Here is a 20,068-nt window from a genome sequence, read left to right on the forward strand (position 1 = left end):
TCACTTCCCCGCGCCGAAGCCGAATCCGCCGGAGCCCTCGACCTTGGAGCGCAGGCGCTTGCCCTTCTCGGTGGCCTGGTCGTTCAGCTCCTGCTGGAAGTCGCGCATCCGGCCGCGCAGTTCCTCGTCGTGCGCGGCGAGGATGCGGGCCGCGAGCAGACCGGCGTTGCGGGCCCCGGCGACGGAGACCGTGGCGACGGGGACACCGGCCGGCATCTGCACGATGGACAGCAGGCTGTCCATGCCGTCGAGGTACTTCAGCGGCACGGGCACGCCGATGACGGGCAGCGGGGTCACGGAGGCGAGCATGCCGGGCAGGTGGGCGGCCCCGCCCGCACCGGCGATGATCACCTTGAGCCCGCGGCCGTCGGCCTGCTCGCCGTAGGCGACCATCTCGCGCGGCATGCGGTGCGCGGAGACGACGTCGACCTCGTAGGCGATCTCGAACTCGTCGAGGGCCTTGGCGGCGGCCTCCATGACGGGCCAGTCGGAGTCCGACCCCATGACGATGCCAACAACAGGGCTCATTCGGTGATGGTGCCTCTCAGGTAGCCGGCAGCGTGACGGGCGCGCTCCAGCACGTCGTCGAGGTCGTCGCCGTAGGTGTTGACGTGTCCGACCTTGCGGCCGGGCTTCACGTCCTTGCCGTACATGTGGATCTTGAGCTGGGGGTCGCGGGCCATGCAGTGCAGGTACGCGGAGTACATGTCCGGGTAGTCGCCGCCGAGGACGTTGACCATGACCGTCCACCCGGCGCGCGGGCGCGGGTCGCCGAGAGGCAGGTCGAGGACCGCGCGGACGTGGTTGGCGAACTGGCTGGTGACGGCGCCGTCCATCGACCAGTGGCCGGAGTTGTGCGGACGCATCGCGAGCTCGTTGACGAGGATCCGGCCGTCGCGGGTCTGGAACAGCTCGACCGCGAGGTGGCCGACGACGCCGAGCTCCTTGGCGATGTTCAGGGCCATCTCGGAGGCCTCCAGGGCGAGGGCCTCGTCGAGGTCGGGCGCCGGGGCGATGACCGTGTCGCACACGCCGTTGACCTGCTGCGACTCCACGACCGGGTAGGCGACGGCCTGGCCGTGCGGGGAGCGGACGACGTTGGCGGCCAGCTCGCGGAGGAAGTCGACCTTCTCCTCGGCGAGCACGGGGACGCCGGCCCTGAACGGGTCGGCGGCCTCCTCCGCGGAGTCGACGACCCACACGCCCTTGCCGTCGTAGCCGCCACGGACGGTCTTGAGGACGACCGGGAAGCCGTCGCCCTCCGCCGCGAAGGCGGCCACGTCCTGCGGATCGGAGACGATCCGGTGCCGGGGGCAGGGGACGCCGATCGCGTCGAGCTTCGCGCGCATCACCCCCTTGTCCTGGGCGTGCACGAGCGCGTCGGGGCCGGGACGCACGGGGATGCCGTCCGCCTCCAGGGCCCGGAGGTGCTCGGTGGGTACGTGTTCGTGATCGAAGGTGATCACATCGCACCCACGGGCGAACTCGCGCAGCGTGTCGAGGTCGCGATAGTCGCCGATGACGACATCGCTCACGACCTGCGCAGCGGAGTCCTGCGGGGTGTCACTGAGGAGCTTGAACCTGATGCCCAGCGGGATGCCCGCCTCGTGTGTCATACGAGCGAGCTGGCCACCGCCGACCATGCCGACTACCGGGAACGTCACTCCCCCAGGGTAATGGCCGCGCCGGAGTGGCCGGTTTCCCGCCCTCCCCAGGCCCGTCCGGACCATCTCCTGCCGTCCACGGCCATCCACAGGAAGATCGCGCGGGAGGGTGGTTAGCATGGCTGGGTTGACGCCGACACACGGACGGGGGCCTGCACGGCCATGGGACATGGTGCCTCTCGGCTCCGGCAGCTCGTTCACGAAGTCGCCAAATTCGGCGCGGTGGGCGGTGCCGGGGTGCTGGTCAACCTCGTCGTCTTCAACCTGGTGCGGCACACCACCGACCTCCAGGTGGTGCGCGCGAGCGTCATCGCCACCGTCGTCGCGATCGTCTTCAACTACGTCGGCTTCCGCTACTTCACGTACCGCGACCGCGACAAGAGCCGCCGTACCCGTGAGATGACCCTGTTCCTGCTGTTCAGCGCGGTCGGCCTGGTCATCGAGAACGGCGTCCTGTACGCGGCCACGTACGGCTTCGGCTGGAACACCCCGCTGCAGAACAACGTCTTCAAGTTCATCGGCATCGGCGTCGCGACCCTGTTCCGCTTCTGGTCCTACCGCTCCTGGGTCTTCCGCGCCCTCCCCGCCCGGGAGACACCGGCTGCGACGGGCCCGGCCCCGGTCCCGCAGAACGACTCGGCCGGCGCCCGGAAGACGAGGCAGCAGGTCCCCTAGCCCCAGCTGCCTAGCGGACCATCGGCTCGTCGTCCTGGGGCTTGGCCAGTGCCGTGCGGGACAGGAACAGGCCGAAGACCGGGGGCTTGGTCTGGAGCATCTCCAGGCGGCCGCCGTCGGCCTCCGCCAGGTCACGGGCCACCGCCAGGCCGATGCCGGTGGAGTTGCGGCCGCTGATCGCCCGTTCGAAGATGCGGGCGCCGAGGTCGGCGGGGACGCCGGGTCCCTCGTCCGTGACCTCGATCACCGCCTGGTTGCCGGTGACGCGGGTGCGCAGGGCCACCGTGCCGCCGCCGTGCATGAGGGAGTTCTCGATCAGCGCGGCCAGGACCTGCGCGACCGCGCCGGGCGTGCCCACCGCCCGCAGATGCCGTTTGCCGGAGCTGACGATCGCCCGCCCCGCGCTGCGGTACGCCGGGCGCCACTCCGCGAGCTGCTGCTGGATGACCTCGTCGAGGTCGAAGGAGACGGCGGAGCCGGTGCGCGGATCGCGGGAGTTCGTCAGCAGCCGCTCCACGACGTCCGTCAGCCGCTCGACCTGCGTCAGCGCGATCGTCGCCTCCTCCTTCACGGTGTCCGGGTCGTCGGTGAGGGTGATCTCCTCCAGCCGCATCGACAGCGCCGTGAGCGGGGTGCGCAGCTGGTGGGAGGCGTCCGCGGCCAGCCTGCGTTCGGCCGTCAGCATGCGGGCGATGCGCTCGGCGGAGCCGTCCAGCACGTCGGCCACCCGGTCCAGCTCGGGCACCCCGTACCGCTTGTGCCGGGGGCGCGGATCGCCCGAGCCGAGCCGCTCCGCGGTCTCGGCGAGGTCGGTCAGCGGCGACGCCAGCCGGTTCGCCTGGCGGACGGCCAGCAGAACCGCCGCGACCACCGCCAGCAGCGCGACCAGCGCGATGATCAGCAGCGTCCGGCCGACCTCCCGGGTCACCGAGGAGCGCGGCTCCTCGACGGTGACCGTCTCGCCCTCCTCACCGGGGGCGGTCGCGCTGATGACGTCCCCGGCGGGCTTCGTGCCGACCTCGATCGGCGCCTCTCCGGGGAGGCGGATCACCGCGTAGTAGTGGTCCTGCGTGACCTGGTCGCGCAGCACCTCCGCGTCGACCTGCTGCGCCCCGAAGAGCCGGCTGTCGACGATGCTGGCCAGCCGCACCGCCTCGGACTCCACCCGCTCCTGGGCGCTGTTGCTGATCGTCCGGGTCTCGACGATGACGAGCGAGACGCCGAAGACGGCGATCACGACGAGCACCACGGCGAGCGTGGACTGGATCAGTCGGCGGCGCATGTCCTGTTACCCGATCGCCCGTGCCTGCCTCGCGGCTCAGCTCTTCTCGAAGCGGAAACCCACACCGCGCACGGTGGCGATGTAGCGCGGGTTGGCCGCGTCGTCGCCGAGCTTCTTGCGCAGCCAGGAGATGTGCATGTCGAGGGTCTTGGTCGACGACCACCAGGTCGTGTCCCAGACCTCCCGCATCAGCTGGTCGCGGGTGACGACCCGGCCCGCGTCGCGCACCAGCACCCGCAGCAGGTCGAACTCCTTCGCGGTGAGCTGGAGCTCCTCCTCGCCCATCCAGGCGCGGTGGGACTCGACGTCGATGCGCACGCCGTGGGTGGCGGGCGGCTGCTGCGGCTCGCTGGCGCCGCGCCGGAGCAGGGCCCGCACCCGCGCGAGCAGCTCGGCGAGCCGGAACGGCTTGGTGACGTAGTCGTCGGCGCCCGCGTCGAGCCCGACGACGGTGTCCACCTCGTCGGCGCGCGCGGTCAGGATGAGGATCGGGATGGCGTGGCCTTCGCCCCGCAGGCGGCGGGCCACCTCCAGACCATCCATGCCGGGCAGGCCGAGGTCGAGCACGACCAGGTCGATGCCGCCCTGCAGTCCGGCGTCGAGAGCGGTGGGTCCGTCCTCGCGGACCTCGACCTCGTAGCCCTCCCGGCGCAGAGCGCGGGCCAGCGGCTCCGAGATGGACGCATCGTCCTCGGCGAGCAGTACACGGGTCATGAGGTGATGGTAGACCTGCGACGCCCTGAGCTGGGGTGTGACCGGATGCCTTGATTCTTACCGTCGGCATACCCGTTTCTTACGTTGCCGGGGTAAGCGTACGGACCTCTGCCTTTGAGGTGTGATCCTGGTAAAGACCTTGGAATCGGTGTGTAGGGTTCCCCCTTCACCTGTGATCCATGCCTCAAGTCCTTCCATACACGGCGGTGTCCTGCCGTATGGTGAATCGACGCCTGTAGCACCACGGCGACCTTCGGAGGCCATGTGCCCTGAAGGTCTCTTTTGTGTGCGGGCCGGTTCCCGCCGGCCCCCGAGAGAAACGACCTGTGGCCGGGCCTCCTCGTGCGGCGACGCGCGTAGAGGCGTGGATCCCGGTGGCGACCGCCCACCGCTCCGTGACCCGGAGCGGACCCCCCGCAGGCGTCGGGCGGACGGCCATGCCCACCGGTGCCGGCAGCCCCCACCGGGCGCACCACCGCTGCCGCGGGGCGCGTCCCGAGCAGCAAGGAACGACCATGGCGTCCAGCCTGACGAAGGACTCGGCCCGACCGGGCACCCCCGGTTCCGAGAAGACCTTCTTCGGCCACCCCCGCGGACTGGCCACTCTGTTCATGACCGAGATGTGGGAGCGTTTCTCCTACTACGGCATGAGGGCCCTGCTCCCGCTGTACCTGGTCGCCCCGGGTGGCCTGCACCTCAGCGCGGGCACGGCGACGGCGATCTACGCCGTGTACCTGTCGCTGGTGTACCTGCTCACCCTGCCCGGCGGCTGGTTCGCCGACCGTGTGCTCGGCCCCCGCAAGACGGTCGCCGTCGCGGGCGTGGTCATCATGCTCGGCCACCTGTGCCTGGCGCTGCCCGCCGCCGCGAGCTTCTACGTCGGCCTGGGCCTGGTCGCCATCGGTTCCGGTCTGCTGAAGGCCAACATCTCCACGATGGTCGGCCACCTCTACGACGGTCCGGAGGACCCCCGCCGCGACGGTGGCTTCACGGTCTTCTACATCGGCATCAACCTCGGCGCCTTCATCGCGCCGCTGGTCATCGGCACCGTCGGCGAGAACGTCGACTGGCACCTGGGCTTCGCGCTGGCCGCGCTCGGCATGGCGCTGGGCCTCGTGCAGTTCCTGCTCGGCAGCCGCCACCTGGACGCCAGGAGCAGCCTGGTCCCGACCCCACTGACGCCCGCCGAGAAGGCGTCCACCCTGCGCAAGGGCCTGATCTGGCTGGCCGTCGCCGTGGTCTTCTACGGCCTCGTCGGCGGCACGGGCCACTTCACCCTGAACTGGGCGCTCATCCCGCTCACGCTGCTCGGCCTGATCGTGCCGATCCTGGTCATCACCCGCATCCTGCGCGACAAGGACCTGGACTCCGGCGAGCGCTCGAAGGTGTCGGCGTACATCTGGTTCTTCGTGGCCGCCGCCGTGTTCTGGATGATCTACGACCAGGGCGGCTCGACCCTGTCGCTGTTCGCCGAGAAGAGCGCCGACAACACGATCTTCGGCTGGGAGTTCCCGGTCTCCTGGTACCAGTCGGTCAACCCGGTCCTGATCATGGCGCTGGCGCCCGTCTTCGCCTGGCTGTGGCTGTGGCTGAACCGGCGCGGCAAGGAGCCGAGCACCATCGTGAAGTTCGCCTCCGGCCTGGTGCTGGTGGGTGCGTCCTTCTTCCTGTTCCTCGCCCCGCTGTCGATCGCGGAGGGCGGTCACAAGGCCGCGGCGATGTGGCTGGTCGCGATCTACTTCGTGCAGACCGTCGGTGAGCTGACGCTGTCCCCGGTGGGGCTGTCCGTGACGACGAAGATGGCTCCGGCGAAGTACGCCTCGCAGATGATGGGCGTCTGGTTCCTCGCGGTCACCGCGGGCGACTCCGTCACCGCGCTGCTGTCCAACCCGGCCGTCGGCGGGGTCAACCTCGACAAGACGGGCTTCGTGGCGCTGGAGGCGGCGCTCGCCGTGGTCGCCGGCTTCGCGGTGTACATGTACCGCAGGAAGGTCAAGGCCATGATGGGCGACGTCCGCTGACGCCGGTCACCGGATTCCGGCGAAGGGCCGCCGCACCCCGGGGTGCGGCGGCCCTTCGTCATGGCCTTCGCGCCTCGGACCGGTCGGCCTCCGGGGCGAACCAGGGCGCGGCCGCGGACCTGCGGGCGGCGGGCAGCCGCACACGCCGGGCCGGCCGGGCCGCGTGGCCGGGGCGGCGCGGGTGCACCCGGTCGACCACGGCCAGCGCGGCACGGAACAGCGCCGCGGGGACGACCAGCAGGGCGAGGACCCAGAACAGCGTCACGCCCCAGGGGCGGCCCACGCCCCAGGGGTGTTCGGCGAGCACCTTGCCGCCGTACTTCAGCGTCACGGTGTAGTCGCCGTGCGCCCCGGAGGCGAGCTCCACGGGCAGTTCGACACGGGCCTTGCCGCCGGGCCGGATCGTGCCCCGCCACCGCTGGTCCTGCCACTCGGGGGCGAACACGCCGTGCGAGGTTCCGACCTGGAAGACCGGGTCGCGCACGGGGGACGTGCCGACGTTGCCGACGGTGACCACGAGCGTCCGGGCCGGCGGGGAGCCGAACCAGGTGAGCAGACCGCCGGAGCCCCGCAACCTCGTGTCCGCGAGCAGGGACAGCCGCCCGCCGGACGCGTCCGCCGGCAGCGGTTCGACGGCGTGTCCGGCGACCTGTAGGGCCGCGTCGGCCTCGGCTCCCGCCCCCGTCACGGTCGCCACGTGCACCACGCAGGGGCATGGCACCGGCGGTTCGACGACGGGCAGTTCGCGGCGGAAGCGCCCCTCCGCGTCGGTGGTGACGGCCCGGCCGTCGGCGTTGGCGCAGGAGTTGGTGCCGCCGGTCACCCCCCGCTTCGGCTCGGCCTGCCCGCACACGAGCAGCGTCAGCAGGGCCCGGGGCCGCCAACCGCTGCCGCCGACGGTGACAGACCCGCCCGTGCCGGCCTGGGACGCGGACAGTTCGACCACGGGCCGCTCCGCCGCCGCTGCGGGCCCGGCGCCCGCCAGAACCAGCAGCAGCAGCGCGAGCAGACCCGGCAGTGACCCATAGGTAGGACGGACGGCGGGCGGCATCGGCGGCTCCAGCGGTCGTTGCGCTCAGCGGTGCACCTTTCGGCGAGAGTGCGCGGCGCTCAACGGCCCGCCCCTGCCTCCCGGTGACGCCGCGTCAGCCACAGCGCACCCGCCGCCCCGACGAGCAGGACCGTGCCGCCGAGGGTGCCGAGGGCGACGGCCGAGTCCTCGGGACCGGTCCGCGGAAGTCCGGCACCGCTGTCCGGGCCGGAGCCGCCGCCCTGGGCGGAGCCGGTGGTGCCGCCGCCGCTCGCGGCCGTGACGTCGAGGGTGAGGGACGGACCCGGGTCGTTCGTCGGGGTGCACGTGGTCGTCGTGCCGAGCGCCTTGATGGTGAGCACACCGGCCGTGAAGGTGACCTCGCCGCTCTTCTTCGGCGTGTACGTGCCGCTCAGGTCGCTGATCTTGATGGGGGTGTTGGCCGGGATCGCGGCGTCGTTGGCGGGGCCGGTCACCGACAGGGTGCCGCTGTCGGCGCCGCCCAGGGCGATGGTGGCGCTCGGCGTCATCGCACCCTTGCCCAGTTCGACCGGGCTGGAGGAGACGCCCTTCTGCCAGGACATGGTGATCCGGTAGCCGTCACCCCTCTCGACGGCCTTGATGTCGATGGGCGAGACGGCACTCTTGTCGCCGATCGGCGTCTTGCACTGGTAGTTGACGTCGACGACCTCGGCCCGGGCGACGGGGGCGGCCATCCACACCGCCGAGCCGGCCAGGGCCGCGGCGGACGCGAGCACGGCGGTTCGTTTCCGGTACGACACGGTGCCGCTCCCCTTCCTGTTCCTGACGGCGCATCAGATAGGGCCGTCAAGGTACGCCCGGGGCCTTGAGGAAGGAAGACACAGTGCGCGCCGGATCCGCGGCGGCAGGGTCACCCGTTCGGACGCACCACGGGTGCCCGCACGGCCGGAAATCCGACAGGTGCGCACAGGAAAAGACAGGTATGCACCAAATCGCGCTGATATGCCCCGATGTCGTAAGCGGATGCCGCAAAGGGCGAGTTCCACCTGATATCAGGCGGATGCGCCCGATATCAGGCGGGTGCGCCCAGTTCCGCCCACACCGTCTTGCCGGAGACTCCCGGCGTACGGACGACCCCCCAGTCCAGGCACAGGCGCTGGACGATGAACATGCCATGACCGCCCGGGCGACCCGCACGGTGCGGGGTACGGGGGGACGGCTGACCGGTGCCCCGGTCCGCGACCTCGACCCGGATCACCTTGTTGTCGCAGGTGATGCGCAGCTGGTCCGGCCCCTCGGCATGCAGACAGGCGTTGGTGACCAGCTCGGAGACGACCAGCAGCACGTCCTCGGCGGCGGCCCGCTGGTCGGCGGAGGCGGCGGGCAGCCAGCCCCACGCGTACAGCGCCTGGCGGGTGAAGTCGCGGGCCAGCGGAACGACGCCGCTCTCGTCGCCGAAGCTCAGCCGGCGCACCTGCCGACCCCCCGGCGGTGCCACGGCCCCGGACGACGCACCCACGCCCTCGCCGGACGCACCGGCCGCCGCTACGCCACCCTCGGACGCCCCGGAAGCGCCGCCGGGCTCCGGCCCGCGGTCGCCCGGCGAGTAAGGCCGGGTGGTGCTCATCAGCGCTTCACCTCACCGATTCACCAGTTCACGATTCAAAAAATTCACTGACCAGTCGGTCACGCAGCGCGCGGCGCGGCGGTTTCGCGGCGCCCCCGTCACCCCGGCGACCGACAGGTTCAGGATGTCTCCTGCCCTGGCGGGCGAGTGGAACACCCATGTATTCCGCACGAATGACGTGACAGGACCGACACACCGGTCACAGGGGGATGTCCGAGGCGCCGCGCACCGACACACCGCCGGTCAGCCCGACTCGTCGGCCAGGGCCGCCTCGAGCGAGTCGTGGACGCTGAAGACCGCATCCGCACCCGTGATCTCGAATACGCGTGCCACCACCGGCTGCATGCCGGCGAGCGAGACGCCGCCACCGGCGGCCTCCGCCTTCAGCCGCGCCCCGAGGAGCACGTTGAGCCCCGTGGAGTCGCAGAACTCCAGGCGCGCGCAATCGATGACCAGGCGCTTGAATCCCTTGGCGAGGCAGTCCTCGAGTGGCTCACGCAACAAATCGGCGGTGTGGTGATCCAACTCACCCGCCGGGGTCACGACGGCACTAGAGCCCTCTTCCCGCACCTCCACCAGAAGCCGGCCAGACTGTGCGCTGCCGACCGTCCCGCGGTCCATGCCGTCTCTCTCTCCCGACGTCGAGGTGGTTGCTGACGCCCTCGAACACTACGCCTTCCCAGCACGCTTCGACACCCGAACAACTACACACAAACGGACATATGCCCACAGAACGCACTTGCGGTGGGCTCGGGAAAGCGGGTAGGCCTAGTAAGGACACGTACCCGACCACGGCCGGCTTTGGAGGCGCCGCACACCGCAGTGCACCTAACGGCTCCGGCAGCCATATGCCGAGAACGATGGAGGACATCATGTCACCCCGGCTCGACGACTCGCGTACCCAGAAAGCGGCGTCGACACCCCCTCCGGAACATCTGGATCCCATCGAGCAGGACGAGATGCTCGTCACACAGGACGGCCTTCTCGCCGGACTTCCGGACATCCCCCCGTACGAGGAAGTCGACGCGGTCGACGCCCGGGCCCTGTCCAAGACCCTCTTCGAGCGTCTGGAGACGCTGGAGGAAGGGACCCACGAGTACTCGTACGTCCGCAACACGCTCGTCGAACTGAACCTCGCGCTGGTCAAGTTCGCCGCCTCCCGGTTCCGCTCCCGCAGCGAGCCGATGGAGGACATCATCCAGGTCGGCACCATCGGCCTGATCAAGGCGATCGACCGCTTCGAGCTGTCCCGCGGTGTGGAGTTCCCCACGTTCGCGATGCCGACGATCGTCGGCGAGATCAAGCGCTTCTTCCGCGACACCTCGTGGTCCGTGCGCGTTCCGCGGCGGCTCCAGGAGCTGCGGCTCGACCTGGCCAAGGCCGGTGACGAACTGGCCCAGAAGCTCGACCGCGCCCCCACGGTGGCCGAGCTGGCCGAACGCCTCGGCCTCTCCAACGACGAGGTCGTCGAGGGCATGGCCGCCTCGAACGCCTACACCGCCTCCTCCCTGGACGCCCAGCCGGAGGAGGACGACTCCGAGGGCGCGCTCGCGGACCGCATCGGCTACGAGGACCACGGACTCGAAGGCATCGAGTACGTCGAGTCGTTGAAGCCGCTGATTGCCGAACTGCCGCCGCGCGACCGCAAGATCCTTTCCCTGCGGTTCGTCGCCGGCATGACCCAGTCGGAGATCGGCGAAGAACTCGGCATTTCGCAGATGCACGTCTCGCGTCTGCTGTCGCGGACGCTGGTGCGGCTGCGCAAGGGGCTGACCGTCGAGGAGTGATCCCCGACCCGGGTGAACGTGTCCTTCGGGGGCGGGCCGCACGGCCCGCCCCGAGGCGCGTGGCACCGGTGGTTGCCCGCAGGCTCCGGCGGCGTCTCAGGAGTTGAGGAACAGCGCGGCCGTCGGGAGCAGCGGGGCCGTCAGGCTCAGCAGCCAGTAAGTGGGCGCATCGAGCGTCGTCCTGCGCCGTAGGGGCTGGTTGGCGAGCCACCAGATCAGGCCGTACAGCATGACGACGGGGATCACGATCACGAGCCAGAGGGCCATGCCGTCGTTCTCGGTCGGTTCCCGCGTGGTCCAGCCGGCCGCGGCGAGCGGTCCGTTCGCCGCGAGGTACCAGAGCAGCCAGAACGGCACCACGCCCGGTATCCCGAGCAGCAGGTTCACCACCAGTGGTGCCGACCAGTGCTTCGCCATCCGTCCCCGCCCTCCGGTGATGCCGGTCGTCCTCCGCCGGCGGCACCGCATTATCGCGGGGCCGGTGATCACACCACGCGCTCTCCGCGCCGCCATACACCGCTGACCAGCGGGACGCCGGGGCGGTAGGCCAGGTGGACATGGCTCGGCGCGTCCAGGAGCGTCAGGTCGGCGTACGCGCCCGGAGTGAGGCGGCCGATGTCGGTGCGCCGCAGGGCCGCCGCGCCGCCCGCCGTGGCCGACCACACCGCCTCGTCGGGCGTCATCCCCATGTCCCGTACGGCCAGCGCGACGCAGAACGCGACGGACGAGGTGAAGGACGAGCCGGGGTTGCAGTCCGTGGACAGCGCGACCGTGGCACCGGCGTCCAGCAGCCGCCGGGCGTCCGGCCATGGGGCCCGAGTGGAGAACTCGGCACCGGGCAGCAGCGTCGCGACCGTCCGGCTGTTCGCCAGGGCGTCCACGTCCGCGTCCGTGAGGTGGGTGCAGTGGTCGGCGCTGGCCGCGTCGAGCTCGACCGCGAGCTGCACGCCGGGGCCGTAGGAGAGCTGGTTGGCGTGGATGCGGGGGTGCAGGCCCCGGGCCTTGCCGGCGGTGAGGATGGCGCGGGCCTGGTCGCCGTCGAAGGCGCCCTTCTCGCAGAAGACGTCGATCCAGCGGGCGTGCGGGGCGCAGGCGTCGAGCATCTCGCCGGTGACGAGCGCGACGTAGCCGGCCGGGTCCTCCGCGAACTCGGGGGCGACGATGTGGGCGCCGAGGTAGGTGACCTCGTCGGTGTGGGCGGCGGCGACGCGCAGGGCGCGGGCCTCGTCCTCGACGGTCAGGCCGTAGCCGGACTTGGTCTCGAACGTGGTGGTGCCCTGGCGGAGGGCCTCGGCGAGGTAACGGGTGACGTTGGCTTCGAGTTCCTCGTCGCTCGCGGCCCGGGTGGCGGCGACGGTGGTGCGGATGCCGCCCGCGCTGTAGGGACGCCCGGACATGCGGGCGTTGAACTCCTGCGTCCGGTCGCCCGCGAAGACGAGGTGGGAGTGGGAGTCCACGAAACCCGGGAGGACCGCCCGGCCTTCGGCGTCGATCCGGTTGTCAGTGGCGGGTGCTTTGCTTTGATCACCGGTCCACACGACGCGGTCGCCTTCGATGACGACGGCCGCGTCCTGGACCAGTCCGAGGGGGGATCCTCCCCCATTCTCGAATTTGCTCGAACGGGGGGACCCCCATCCGAGGGAGGGGTCGTTGGTGACCAGGCTGGCGATGTTCGTGATGAGCGTGCTTGCGGTGCTCGCGGAGTGGGCGGGGCTGACGGTCGTCGCGTTGCTCATGGCGTCCTTGGTGGCCTGGTCGGCGGTGGGGTCGGGTTCGGGGGCGGAGGCGGGCCGCGCGGGCGGGCGGCCCGGGCTCATCCGCGCAGGGCTTCGACGGCGTCCGCGAGGGCTCGTGGCACGTCCGGCACGAGGGAGTGGACCCCGTCCCGTACGACGTGCCGACCTGCCACGACCGTATGCGACACGTCCGCTGCCGACGCGGCGAATACGGCCGTCTCGGCCCCGAGCCGCGGAAGCGGCCCTGCCGTCCTGACCGAGTCGAGCGCGATGGTGGTGAAGTCGGCGAGCGCGCCGGGCTCCAGGGCGCCCGCGTCCTCCCAGCCGAGGGCCGCGTGGCCGTCGGCCGAGGCCGCCCGCAGGAGGGCCGCCGCCGTCCAGTGACCCCGGGTGCGGGTGCGCAGCCGCTCGTTCAGCTCCATGGCCCGCGCCTCTTCGAGCAGGTCGATGACGGCGTGGCTGTCGGAGCCGAGGGAGAGCGGGGAGCCCTCGTTCTGCAGGGCCACGGCCGGCCCGATGCCGTCCGCGAGGTCCCGCTCGGTGGTCGGGCACATGCAGGTGCCGGTGCCGCTGCCGCCGATGAGGGAGACGTCCTCGGCGGTGAGGTGGGTGTTGTGGACTCCGGTCGTGCGCGGTCCGAGGACGCCGTGCAGCGCGAGGAGCTGGGTCGGGGTGCAGCCGTGGACCTCGCGGCACGCCTCGTTCTCGGCGGTCTGCTCGGACAGGTGCACATGGAGCGGAGCCCGCCGCTCCCCGGCCCACCGTGCGACGGTCTCCAACTGGTCGGCGGGCACGGCCCGTACGGAGTGGATCGCCGCCCCGATCCGTGCGTGATCCCGTTCCTTGAGAAGTGAAGAGCGTGCGGCCCAGGCCTCGGCGTCCCCGTCGGAGAAGCGGAGCTGGTGGGTGGTGGGCGGCTGTCCGAAGCCGGAGGAGAGGTAGGCGGTGTCGAGGAGGGTGATGCGGATCCCGGCCTCGGCGGCGGCCGCGATGAGGGCCTCGCCCATCGCGTTGGGATCGGCGTAGGGGGTGCCGCCGGGGGCGTGGTGGACGTAGTGGAACTCGCCGACGGCCGTGATGCCGGCCAGGGCCATCTCGGCGTACACGGCGCGGGCGAGGGCGTGGTAGCTGTCCGGGGTGAGCCGGCCGGCCGTGGCGTACATGACCTCGCGCCAGGTCCAGAAGGTGCCGGAGCCGACCTGGACGGTGCCCCGCAGGGCGCGGTGGAAGGCGTGGCTGTGCGCGTTGGCCAGGCCCGGCAGGGTGAGCCCGCGCAGGACCTCGGCCCCGGGAGGCGGGGCGGGGGTGTCGGCGCGGACGGCGGTGACGCGGCCGTCCGCGACCTCCACGGCGACGCCCGGCTCGACGTGAGTGCCGAGCCAGGCGTGCTCCAGCCAGTACGTCCGCGGGGCTGCTGTCGTCACCTGCACGCCAGTCCTTCCAGTACGTCGGCGAGTGCGAGTACCCCGGCCACGCAGTCGTCCTCGCTCGCGGACTCGGCCGGCGAGTGGGAGACACCGGTGGGGTTGCGCACGAACAGCATGGCGGTCGGGATGCTCCCGGACAGGATCCCGGCGTCGTGTCCGGCGCCCGTGCCGAGGACGGGGACGGTGAGGCCGGTGTCCGTGCCGAGGATGCGGGCGAGTTCGTCGCGCAGGGCATGGTCGAACTCGACGACGGGGGTGAAGGACTCGCGGACCACGTCGAGGTCGATGCCGTGCGCGTCCGCGTAACTCCGGGCCGCCTTCTCGATGCCGCCGACCACGGTGTCGAGGCGTGTCTGGTCCTCGGCACGGGAGTCGAGCCAGCCGCGCACCAGGGAGGGGATGGCGTTGACGCCGTTGGGCTCCACGGCGATCTTGCCGAAGGTGGCGACGGCTCCGGCGAGTTCGGCCTCGCGCCGGGCGGCGAGGACGGTCTCGGCGTAGGACAGCATGGGGTCGCGCCGGTCGGCGAGCCGGGTGGTGCCGGCGTGGTTGGCCTCGCCGCGGAAGTCGAACCGCCACCGGCCGTGCGGCCAGATGGCGCTGGCGATGCCGACCCGGTCGCCGGACAGGTCCAGGGCCCGGCCCTGTTCGACGTGCAGTTCGACGAAGGCGCCGATGCGGGCGAGCCGTTCGGGGTCCGGCCCGACGGCGTCCGGGTCATAGCCGGCCGCCTCCATGGCCCGGGGCAGCGTCACGCCGTCGCCGTCGGTGAGGCGGTGCGCCTGCTCGCGGGTGAGCTGCCCGGCGGTGAGCCGGGAGCCGACGCAGGCGAGCCCGAACCGGGCGCCCTCCTCGTCGCCGAAGTTCACGATGGCCAGGGGCCGGTCGAAGCGGGCGTCCCTGCCGCGCAGCTCGTCCAGCGCGGCGAAGGCGGACACGACGCCGAGGGGGCCGTCGAAGGCGCCGCCGTCCGGCACGGAGTCCAGGTGCGAGCCGGTGACGACGGCGTCGCCCTCGGCGGGGTCGCCCAGCCAGGCCCACTGGTTGCCGTTCCGGTCGACCTCGTGGCGCAGCCCGCGGGCCGTGGCCTGCTCCTCGAACCAGGCCCGGCAGTCGGTGTCGGCGTCCGTCCAGGCGAAGCGGCGGTAGCCGCCGGACGCGGAGCTGCGGCCGACCGGCAGCAGCTCCGCCCACATGCTGTGGAAACTCACGCGCCGTCACCCTCGCGCATCGGGACGCGCACGCCCCGCTCCCCCGCCACCGACTCCGCGATGTCGTATCCGGCGTCGACGTGCCGGATGACGCCCATGCCGGGGTCGTTGGTGAGCACCCGGCGGATCTTCTCGCCCGCGAGGGGCGTGCCGTCGGCCACGGTCACCTGCCCGGCGTGGATCGACCGGCCCATGCCGACGCCGCCGCCGTGGTGGATCGACACCCAGGAGGCGCCGGAGGCCACGTTCACCATGGCGTTCAGCAGCGGCCAGTCGGCGATGGCGTCGGAGCCGTCGAGCATGGCCTCGGTCTCCCGGTAGGGGGACGCGACGGAACCGCAGTCGAGGTGGTCACGGCCGATGACGACCGGCGCGGCCAGCTCCCCGCTCGCGACCATGTCGTTGAACCGCTCACCGGCCTTGTCCCGCTCGCCGTAGCCGAGCCAGCAGATCCGGGCGGGCAGGCCCTGGAAGTGGACGCGTTCGCCGGCCATCTTGATCCAGCGGGCCAGGGACTCGTTCTCCGGGAAGAGGTCGAGGATCGCCTTGTCGGTCTTGGCGATGTCGGAGGCCTCGCCGGACAGGGCGGCCCAGCGGAACGGGCCCTTGCCCTCGCAGAACAGGGGGCGGATGTAGGCGGGGACGAAGCCGGGGAAGGAGAACGCCCGGTCGTATCCGGCGAGCTGGGCCTCGCCGCGGATGGAGTTGCCGTAGTCGAAGACCTCGGCACCGGCGTCCATGAAGCCGACCATGGCCTCCACGTGCCGGGCCATGGACTCGCGGGCCCGGGTGGTGAAGCCCGCCGGGTCCTTGGCGGCGGCGTCGGCCATGTCCTCGAAGGCGGTGCCCAGCGGCAGGTAGGCGAGCGGGTCGTGGGCCGAGGTCTGGTCGGTCACGATGTCGATGGGGGCGCCCATGGCGAGGAGCTGCGGGAGCAGCTCGGCCGCGTTGCCGAGGACGCCGATGGAGAGGGGGCGGCGGGCGTCACGCGCCTCGGTCGCCAGCCGGAGCGCGTGGTCCAGGGAGTCGGCCTTCACATCCAGGTAGCGGTGCTCGATGCGCCGGTCGATGGCACGCGGGTCGCAGTCGATGCAGATCGCGACGCCGTCGTTCATGGTCACGGCGAGCGGCTGGGCGCCGCCCATGCCGCCGAGGCCGGCGGTCAGGGTGATGGTGCCGGCCAGCGTCCCGCCGAACTTCTTGGCGGCAACCGCGGCGAAGGTCTCGTAGGTGCCCTGGAGGATGCCCTGGGTGCCGATGTAGATCCAGGAACCGGCGGTCATCTGCCCGTACATGGTCAGGCCGAGGTGTTCGAGGCGGCGGAACTCCTCCCAGTTGGCCCAGTCGCCGACGAGGTTGGAGTTGGCGATGAGGACGCGCGGGGCCCACTCGTGGGTCTGCATGACGCCGACGGGGCGGCCGGACTGGACCAGCATGGTCTCGTCCTGCTTCAGCCCCTGCAGCGTGCGCACCATCGCGTCGAAGGAGCGCCAGTCGCGGGCGGCCTTGCCGGTACCGCCGTAGACGACGAGCTTGTCGGGGTGCTCGGCGACCTCCGGGTCGAGGTTGTTCTGCAGCATCCGCAGGGCGGCTTCCTGCTGCCATCCCAGGGCGCTCGGTTCCGTGCCGCGCGGTGCTCGGACGGGGCGGGGTCCTGACATGGTCTGCCTCCTGGGTGGGTGCTCCCGGCGGAATGTTGCTGCTCCTATTCACATCCTGACCTCATGAATAGGGCTAGTCAATACGTCGGGGTGTCGGCGCGGCGGTGCGGGGGGTGTTTGGCTGGATGCATGGGCGCACACATCGAGGCGGAAGACGCGGGCGACGCCGGAGCCGGGCGGGCGGCCCGGCGGGACGAGGCGGTGCGGGCGGCCGTGGAGCAGGGGCTGCTGGGGCCCGACAGCCCCATCGTCGGGTTGCTGGACCTCACCGGCATCCGGGAGTCGGCGGCGGAGCTGCGGGCGGCGTTCGCCGCGGTGGCGGCGCCGGGCACGCCCGTGCTGCACGCCTTCGCGGTGAAGGCGACCCCGCTGGTGCCGGTGCTGCGGCTGCTGCGGGAGGAGGGCGTGGGCGCGGAGGTCGCGAGCCCCGGGGAGCTGGCCCTGGCGCGGGCGGCGGGCATGCCGGTGGAGATGACGGTGCTGGACTCCCCCGCGAAGACCCCGGCCGAGCTGCGCGAGGCGCTGTCCCTGGGCATCGCCGTCAACGCGGACAATCCGCAGGAGCTGGACCGCATCGACGCCCTGATGCGGTCGGGGGCCGGCCGCTCCCCTCTCGGAATCCGGGTGAACCCGCAGGTCGGAGGCGGTTCCATCGAGGCGTTGTCCACGGCGACGGCCACCTCGAAGTTCGGGGTGGCGCTGCGCGACGAGGGGGCCCGGGAGTGGGTCGTCCAGGCGTATCTGGACCGGCCGTGGCTGACCCGCCTGCACGCGCACACCGGCTCCCAGGGGATCCCGCCGGCCCTGATGACGCGGGGCGTGGCGGAGACGTACGCGCTGGCCGAGGAGATCAACCGGCGGGCCGGGCGGCGGCAGGTCGACACGCTCGACATCGGCGGCGGCCTGCGTGTGAACTTCGCGTCGGACGCGACGACCCCGACGTACGCGCGGTACGCGCGGCTGCTGGCCGGGGAGGTTCCGGGGCTGTTCGACGGGCGGTACGGGCTGGTCACCGAGTTCGGGCGGTCACTGCTGGCGAAGCACGGGACGGTGGTGGCACGGGTCGAGTACGCGAAGACCTCCGGCGGGCGGGCCGTGGCGGTGACGCATGCCGGGGTGCAGGTGGCCGCGCGGACGGTGTACGCGCCGGGGAGCTGGCCGTTGCGGATCGCCGCGTACGACGCGAAGGGGCGGCCGAAGGAGGGGCCGGTGGTGGTGCAGGACGTCGCGGGGCCGGCCTGTTTCGCGGGCGACCTGCTGGCGGAGGGGCGGTCCATGCCGTTGCTGGAGCAGGGGGACTACGCGGCGGCGCTGGACACCGGGGCGTACTACTTCGCGCACCACTACGGCTACAACTCGCTGGTGCGGCCAGGCGTTTACGGGTTCCTGCCGGGTGGGCGGTTCGCGGTGGTGCGGCGGGCGCAGACCGTGGAGGAGGTCGTCGCGGAGTCGGGTGGGGCGGAGGTGGATGCGTTGACGCGAGCGGGGTGGGAGGTTCCGTAGGGCTTCGGCCTCGGGTGCAGCGCCGTGGGAGGTCCGTGGGTTTTCGGCCGCGGGTGCGTCGTGGCTTGTCACGCCAACGCGGCGGAGCCGCACATCGATACAGCCCAGCGCCCCTAGGTGGGACGACCGCTGTCCGGTCACCAGCGCCGGCGAATTGCCCAGGGGACCGGCACTGCCCGGTCACACCGATGCCGGCGTTTTCCTTCGTGCGCCTCCCGGCGCCGCGTCCCCCGCCGCGATGCCCGTGCTGCGGTACGCCCTCACCTGCTTGCCGGCCGGGTGGGCCGCTCCCCCGCGCAGCCAGTCCACGCGGACCCACAACAACGCCTCGTCGGCCTGCTCCCGGCGGCCCAGCCAGGCCGACTTCAGCCACAGGCCCGCGCCGCAGCCGGCCAGGAGCATGCCCCCGGCCGCCGGGGCCGCGTAGGCGCTGCCCAGGGCGGCGAGGAAGGCGAGCAGGAGCCACCAGCGGTGGCCCCGGCGCCAGTTGCGTACCGTGACCGCGCGGTCCTGGAGTACGTCGTGCTTGCCGGCCCGGGACGCGACGGCGGCCAGGGCCGCGTAGCGCTTGCGGCGTCCGCAGGCCACGGCGGCCCCCGCCAGGACGAAGAGGGCCGCTCCGGCCAGGACGCCGATGCGGCGCCCGGTCAGGCCCGGTGCGAGCAGGCCGATGCCCGCCGACAGAACACCGAGCCACCACAGCGGGGCCGCCCCCGCCCGTACGACGACGGCCACCCGGGCCAGCCCCTGTCCTCCGCGCGTCACGTCCAGCCTCCGTCCGGTCTCCGAAGCTTTCGGGGAGCCGTACGGTAGCGACGCAACGTGAGACGAATCTTAAGAAGCCCGCCCGTGCCGTCAGTCGACGAACAGGCCCCGCGCCGCGGCCTTCGTGTCGAACTCCTCCAGGCGCGACTGGGCCTGGGGCAGGTCGTCGCACATGGCCTCCAGCAGGACCCGGCCGAGCAGCATCGGCGCGCAGGCCGTGTCGAAGGCGAGGCCGGTGCCGACCGCGGCGGGCAGCAGCAGGTCGGACACCTTGGCGACGGGTGCGAACGCGGAGTCGGCGACCGTGACGACGGTCAGCCCGGCCTCCTTGGCGTAGGCGAGGGTGTCGACGACCTCGCGGGGGTGCCGGGGCAGCGCGAAACAGAGCAGTGCGCTCGCGCCGGCCCGGACGGCGGCGTCGATGCGGTCCTGGAGCATCGTGCCGCCCTCGCCGAGCAGCCGTACGTCGGGGTGGACCTTGGCGGCGAAGTAGGCGAAGCCGTGCGCCTGGGCGGCAGCCGCCCGCAGGCCGAGGACGAGCAGCGGGCGGGAGCCCGCGAGGAGACGTCCCGCGCGCTGGACGGGGCCGGGATCGGCCAGTGCCTCCGCCAGGTGCCGCAGGTTCTCGATCTCGGCCTCGACGGCCTGCTGGTACTCGTTGTGGGCCCCGGACTCCGCGGCGGGTTCGGCGGGGGCGACCTCGCGCAGATGGCGGCGCAGGGCGGGGTAGCCGTCGAAGCCGAGGGCGACGGCGAAGCGGGTCACGGACGGCTGGCTGACCCCGGCCAGCTCGGCGAGCTCCACACTCGACAGGAACGGCACATCGGCCGCGCGCCGCACCATGCTGTGCGCGATGCGCCGCTGGGTCGGCGTCAGCCGGTGGCCCTCGAAGAGCGCCTGGAGCCGCGCGGCAGGGCTGTCGGTCACGCTCATGACGTGCTCCCCCTCGCCTATTCAGTAGCTGAGGATTCTGCATGAGCATA

The 20,068-nt window shown here is 72.0% G+C and carries 19 protein-coding genes; 4 read left to right on the forward strand and 15 right to left on the reverse strand.

The genetic code is table 11. The features are described 5' to 3' along the window. A complete protein-coding gene (gene purE / locus RFN52_RS15910; RefSeq protein WP_078885255.1) occupies nt 1–528 on the reverse strand; it encodes a 5-(carboxyamino)imidazole ribonucleotide mutase in 528 nt (175 codons plus the stop codon). After that, a complete protein-coding gene (locus RFN52_RS15915; protein ID WP_184847093.1) occupies nt 525–1,664 on the reverse strand; it encodes a 5-(carboxyamino)imidazole ribonucleotide synthase in 1,140 nt (379 codons plus the stop codon). Before RFN52_RS15915 ends, purE begins: the two co-directional genes overlap by 4 nt. A 162-nt stretch (nt 1,665–1,826) precedes the next feature. Here RFN52_RS15915 and RFN52_RS15920 point away from each other — a divergent pair, with 162 nt between their 5' ends. Then, nucleotides 1,827–2,339 carry a GtrA family protein gene (locus RFN52_RS15920; protein ID WP_229856777.1) on the forward strand — a complete coding sequence of 171 codons (513 nt, stop codon included), beginning with the start codon at nt 1,827–1,829 and terminating at the stop codon, nt 2,337–2,339. A 10-nt stretch (nt 2,340–2,349) separates the two neighbouring features. Here the strand turns inward: RFN52_RS15920 and RFN52_RS15925 are convergent, their stop codons facing one another. Both RFN52_RS15925 and RFN52_RS15930 read right to left on the reverse strand, forming a co-directional pair. After that, nucleotides 2,350–3,621, reverse strand: a complete 1,272-nt coding sequence (locus RFN52_RS15925) for a sensor histidine kinase (protein ID WP_184847095.1) — start codon at nt 3,619–3,621, stop codon at nt 2,350–2,352. Between the two features lie 36 nt (nt 3,622–3,657). Further along, nucleotides 3,658–4,335, reverse strand: a complete 678-nt coding sequence (locus RFN52_RS15930) for a response regulator transcription factor (RefSeq protein WP_062927250.1) — start codon at nt 4,333–4,335, stop codon at nt 3,658–3,660. A gap of 515 nt (nt 4,336–4,850) precedes the next feature. Here RFN52_RS15930 and RFN52_RS15935 point away from each other — a divergent pair. Then, nucleotides 4,851–6,356 (forward strand): peptide MFS transporter, encoded by a 1,506-nt coding sequence (locus RFN52_RS15935; protein ID WP_184847097.1) that lies wholly within the window; start codon nt 4,851–4,853, stop codon nt 6,354–6,356. A gap of 58 nt (nt 6,357–6,414) precedes the next feature. Here RFN52_RS15935 and RFN52_RS15940 read toward each other — a convergent pair whose 3' ends face one another. From RFN52_RS15940 to RFN52_RS15955, 4 genes are all read right to left on the reverse strand, one after another. Further along, nucleotides 6,415–7,407 carry a hypothetical protein gene (locus RFN52_RS15940; protein WP_184847099.1) on the reverse strand — a complete coding sequence of 331 codons (993 nt, stop codon included), beginning with the start codon at nt 7,405–7,407 and terminating at the stop codon, nt 6,415–6,417. Between the two features lie 59 nt (nt 7,408–7,466). Continuing rightward, entirely contained in the window at nt 7,467–8,168 is a 702-nt protein-coding gene (locus RFN52_RS15945) for an LPXTG cell wall anchor domain-containing protein (RefSeq protein ID WP_184847101.1), read from the reverse strand. Between the two features lie 272 nt (nt 8,169–8,440). Further along, entirely contained in the window at nt 8,441–8,995 is a 555-nt protein-coding gene (locus RFN52_RS15950; protein ID WP_184847103.1) for an ATP-binding protein, read from the reverse strand. Between the two features lie 243 nt (nt 8,996–9,238). Next, a complete protein-coding gene (locus RFN52_RS15955) occupies nt 9,239–9,616 on the reverse strand; it encodes an STAS domain-containing protein (RefSeq protein WP_031102780.1) in 378 nt (125 codons plus the stop codon). A 251-nt stretch (nt 9,617–9,867) separates the two neighbouring features. On the opposite strand from RFN52_RS15955, the gene RFN52_RS15960 reads away from it, so the two are divergent. Further along, on the forward strand, nt 9,868–10,782 hold the full coding sequence (locus tag RFN52_RS15960; RefSeq protein ID WP_373308553.1) for an RNA polymerase sigma factor SigF: 915 nt from the start codon (nt 9,868–9,870) through the stop codon (nt 10,780–10,782). A gap of 96 nt (nt 10,783–10,878) precedes the next feature. Here the strand turns inward: RFN52_RS15960 and RFN52_RS15965 are convergent, their stop codons facing one another. From RFN52_RS15965 to hutU, 5 genes are all read right to left on the reverse strand, one after another. After that, nucleotides 10,879–11,199, reverse strand: coding sequence for a hypothetical protein (locus RFN52_RS15965; protein ID WP_184847107.1), 321 nt, complete (start codon nt 11,197–11,199; stop codon nt 10,879–10,881). A 68-nt stretch (nt 11,200–11,267) separates the two neighbouring features. Next, nucleotides 11,268–12,599: an imidazolonepropionase gene (gene hutI / locus RFN52_RS15970; protein ID WP_184847109.1), complete on the reverse strand. Its 1,332-nt coding sequence runs from the start codon at nt 12,597–12,599 to the stop codon at nt 11,268–11,270. Then, nucleotides 12,596–13,948 (reverse strand): formimidoylglutamate deiminase, encoded by a 1,353-nt coding sequence (locus RFN52_RS15975; RefSeq protein ID WP_184847111.1) that lies wholly within the window; start codon nt 13,946–13,948, stop codon nt 12,596–12,598. Before RFN52_RS15975 ends, hutI begins: the two co-directional genes overlap by 4 nt. Next, the gene (locus tag RFN52_RS15980; protein WP_184847113.1) at nt 13,939–15,156 is read right to left on the reverse strand and encodes an allantoate amidohydrolase; all 1,218 of its coding nucleotides are present in this window, start codon (nt 15,154–15,156) and stop codon (nt 13,939–13,941) included. The genes RFN52_RS15975 and RFN52_RS15980 overlap by 10 nt, the downstream gene beginning before the upstream one ends. Then, entirely contained in the window at nt 15,153–16,817 is a 1,665-nt protein-coding gene (gene hutU / locus RFN52_RS15985; RefSeq protein ID WP_184847116.1) for a urocanate hydratase, read from the reverse strand. Before hutU ends, RFN52_RS15980 begins: the two co-directional genes overlap by 4 nt. Before the next feature lie 129 nt (nt 16,818–16,946). Between hutU and RFN52_RS15990 the strand changes: the two genes are divergently transcribed. Beyond that, nucleotides 16,947–18,320, forward strand: a complete 1,374-nt coding sequence (locus tag RFN52_RS15990; RefSeq protein ID WP_311240963.1) for a type III PLP-dependent enzyme domain-containing protein — start codon at nt 16,947–16,949, stop codon at nt 18,318–18,320. Nucleotides 18,321–18,500: 180 nt separating this feature from the next. Here the strand turns inward: RFN52_RS15990 and RFN52_RS15995 are convergent, their stop codons facing one another. Then, on the reverse strand, nt 18,501–19,085 hold the full coding sequence (locus RFN52_RS15995; protein WP_184847120.1) for a hypothetical protein: 585 nt from the start codon (nt 19,083–19,085) through the stop codon (nt 18,501–18,503). 90 nt (nt 19,086–19,175) lie between these two features. Then, a complete protein-coding gene (locus RFN52_RS16000; RefSeq protein WP_184847122.1) occupies nt 19,176–20,018 on the reverse strand; it encodes a MurR/RpiR family transcriptional regulator in 843 nt (280 codons plus the stop codon). Nucleotides 20,019–20,068 lie beyond the last annotated feature (50 nt).

Source organism: Streptomyces collinus (assembly GCF_031348265.1).
Taxonomy (GTDB): Bacteria; Actinomycetota; Actinomycetes; order Streptomycetales; family Streptomycetaceae; genus Streptomyces; species Streptomyces collinus.

Excerpts from the sequence above, each read along its gene's own strand:
- RFN52_RS15940 (WP_184847099.1), bottom strand. The coding sequence starts at position 7,407 with ATGCCGCCCGCCGTCCGTCCTACCTATGGGTCACTGCCGGGTCTGCTC.
- RFN52_RS15965 (WP_184847107.1), bottom strand. The coding sequence starts at position 11,199 with ATGGCGAAGCACTGGTCGGCACCACTGGTGGTGAACCTGCTGCTCGGG.
- RFN52_RS15960 (WP_373308553.1), top strand. The coding sequence starts at position 9,868 with ATGTCACCCCGGCTCGACGACTCGCGTACCCAGAAAGCGGCGTCGACA.
- hutI (WP_184847109.1), bottom strand. The coding sequence starts at position 12,599 with ATGAGCCCGGGCCGCCCGCCCGCGCGGCCCGCCTCCGCCCCCGAACCC.
- RFN52_RS15930 (WP_062927250.1), bottom strand. The coding sequence starts at position 4,335 with ATGACCCGTGTACTGCTCGCCGAGGACGATGCGTCCATCTCGGAGCCG.
- RFN52_RS15925 (WP_184847095.1), bottom strand. The coding sequence starts at position 3,621 with ATGCGCCGCCGACTGATCCAGTCCACGCTCGCCGTGGTGCTCGTCGTG.
- RFN52_RS15935 (WP_184847097.1), top strand. The coding sequence starts at position 4,851 with ATGGCGTCCAGCCTGACGAAGGACTCGGCCCGACCGGGCACCCCCGGT.
- RFN52_RS15950 (WP_184847103.1), bottom strand. The coding sequence starts at position 8,995 with ATGAGCACCACCCGGCCTTACTCGCCGGGCGACCGCGGGCCGGAGCCC.
- RFN52_RS16000 (WP_184847122.1), bottom strand. The coding sequence starts at position 20,018 with ATGAGCGTGACCGACAGCCCTGCCGCGCGGCTCCAGGCGCTCTTCGAG.
- RFN52_RS15955 (WP_031102780.1), bottom strand. The coding sequence starts at position 9,616 with ATGGACCGCGGGACGGTCGGCAGCGCACAGTCTGGCCGGCTTCTGGTG.
- RFN52_RS15920 (WP_229856777.1), top strand. The coding sequence starts at position 1,827 with ATGGGACATGGTGCCTCTCGGCTCCGGCAGCTCGTTCACGAAGTCGCC.
- RFN52_RS15990 (WP_311240963.1), top strand. The coding sequence starts at position 16,947 with ATGGGCGCACACATCGAGGCGGAAGACGCGGGCGACGCCGGAGCCGGG.
- hutU (WP_184847116.1), bottom strand. The coding sequence starts at position 16,817 with ATGTCAGGACCCCGCCCCGTCCGAGCACCGCGCGGCACGGAACCGAGC.
- purE (WP_078885255.1), bottom strand. The coding sequence starts at position 528 with ATGAGCCCTGTTGTTGGCATCGTCATGGGGTCGGACTCCGACTGGCCC.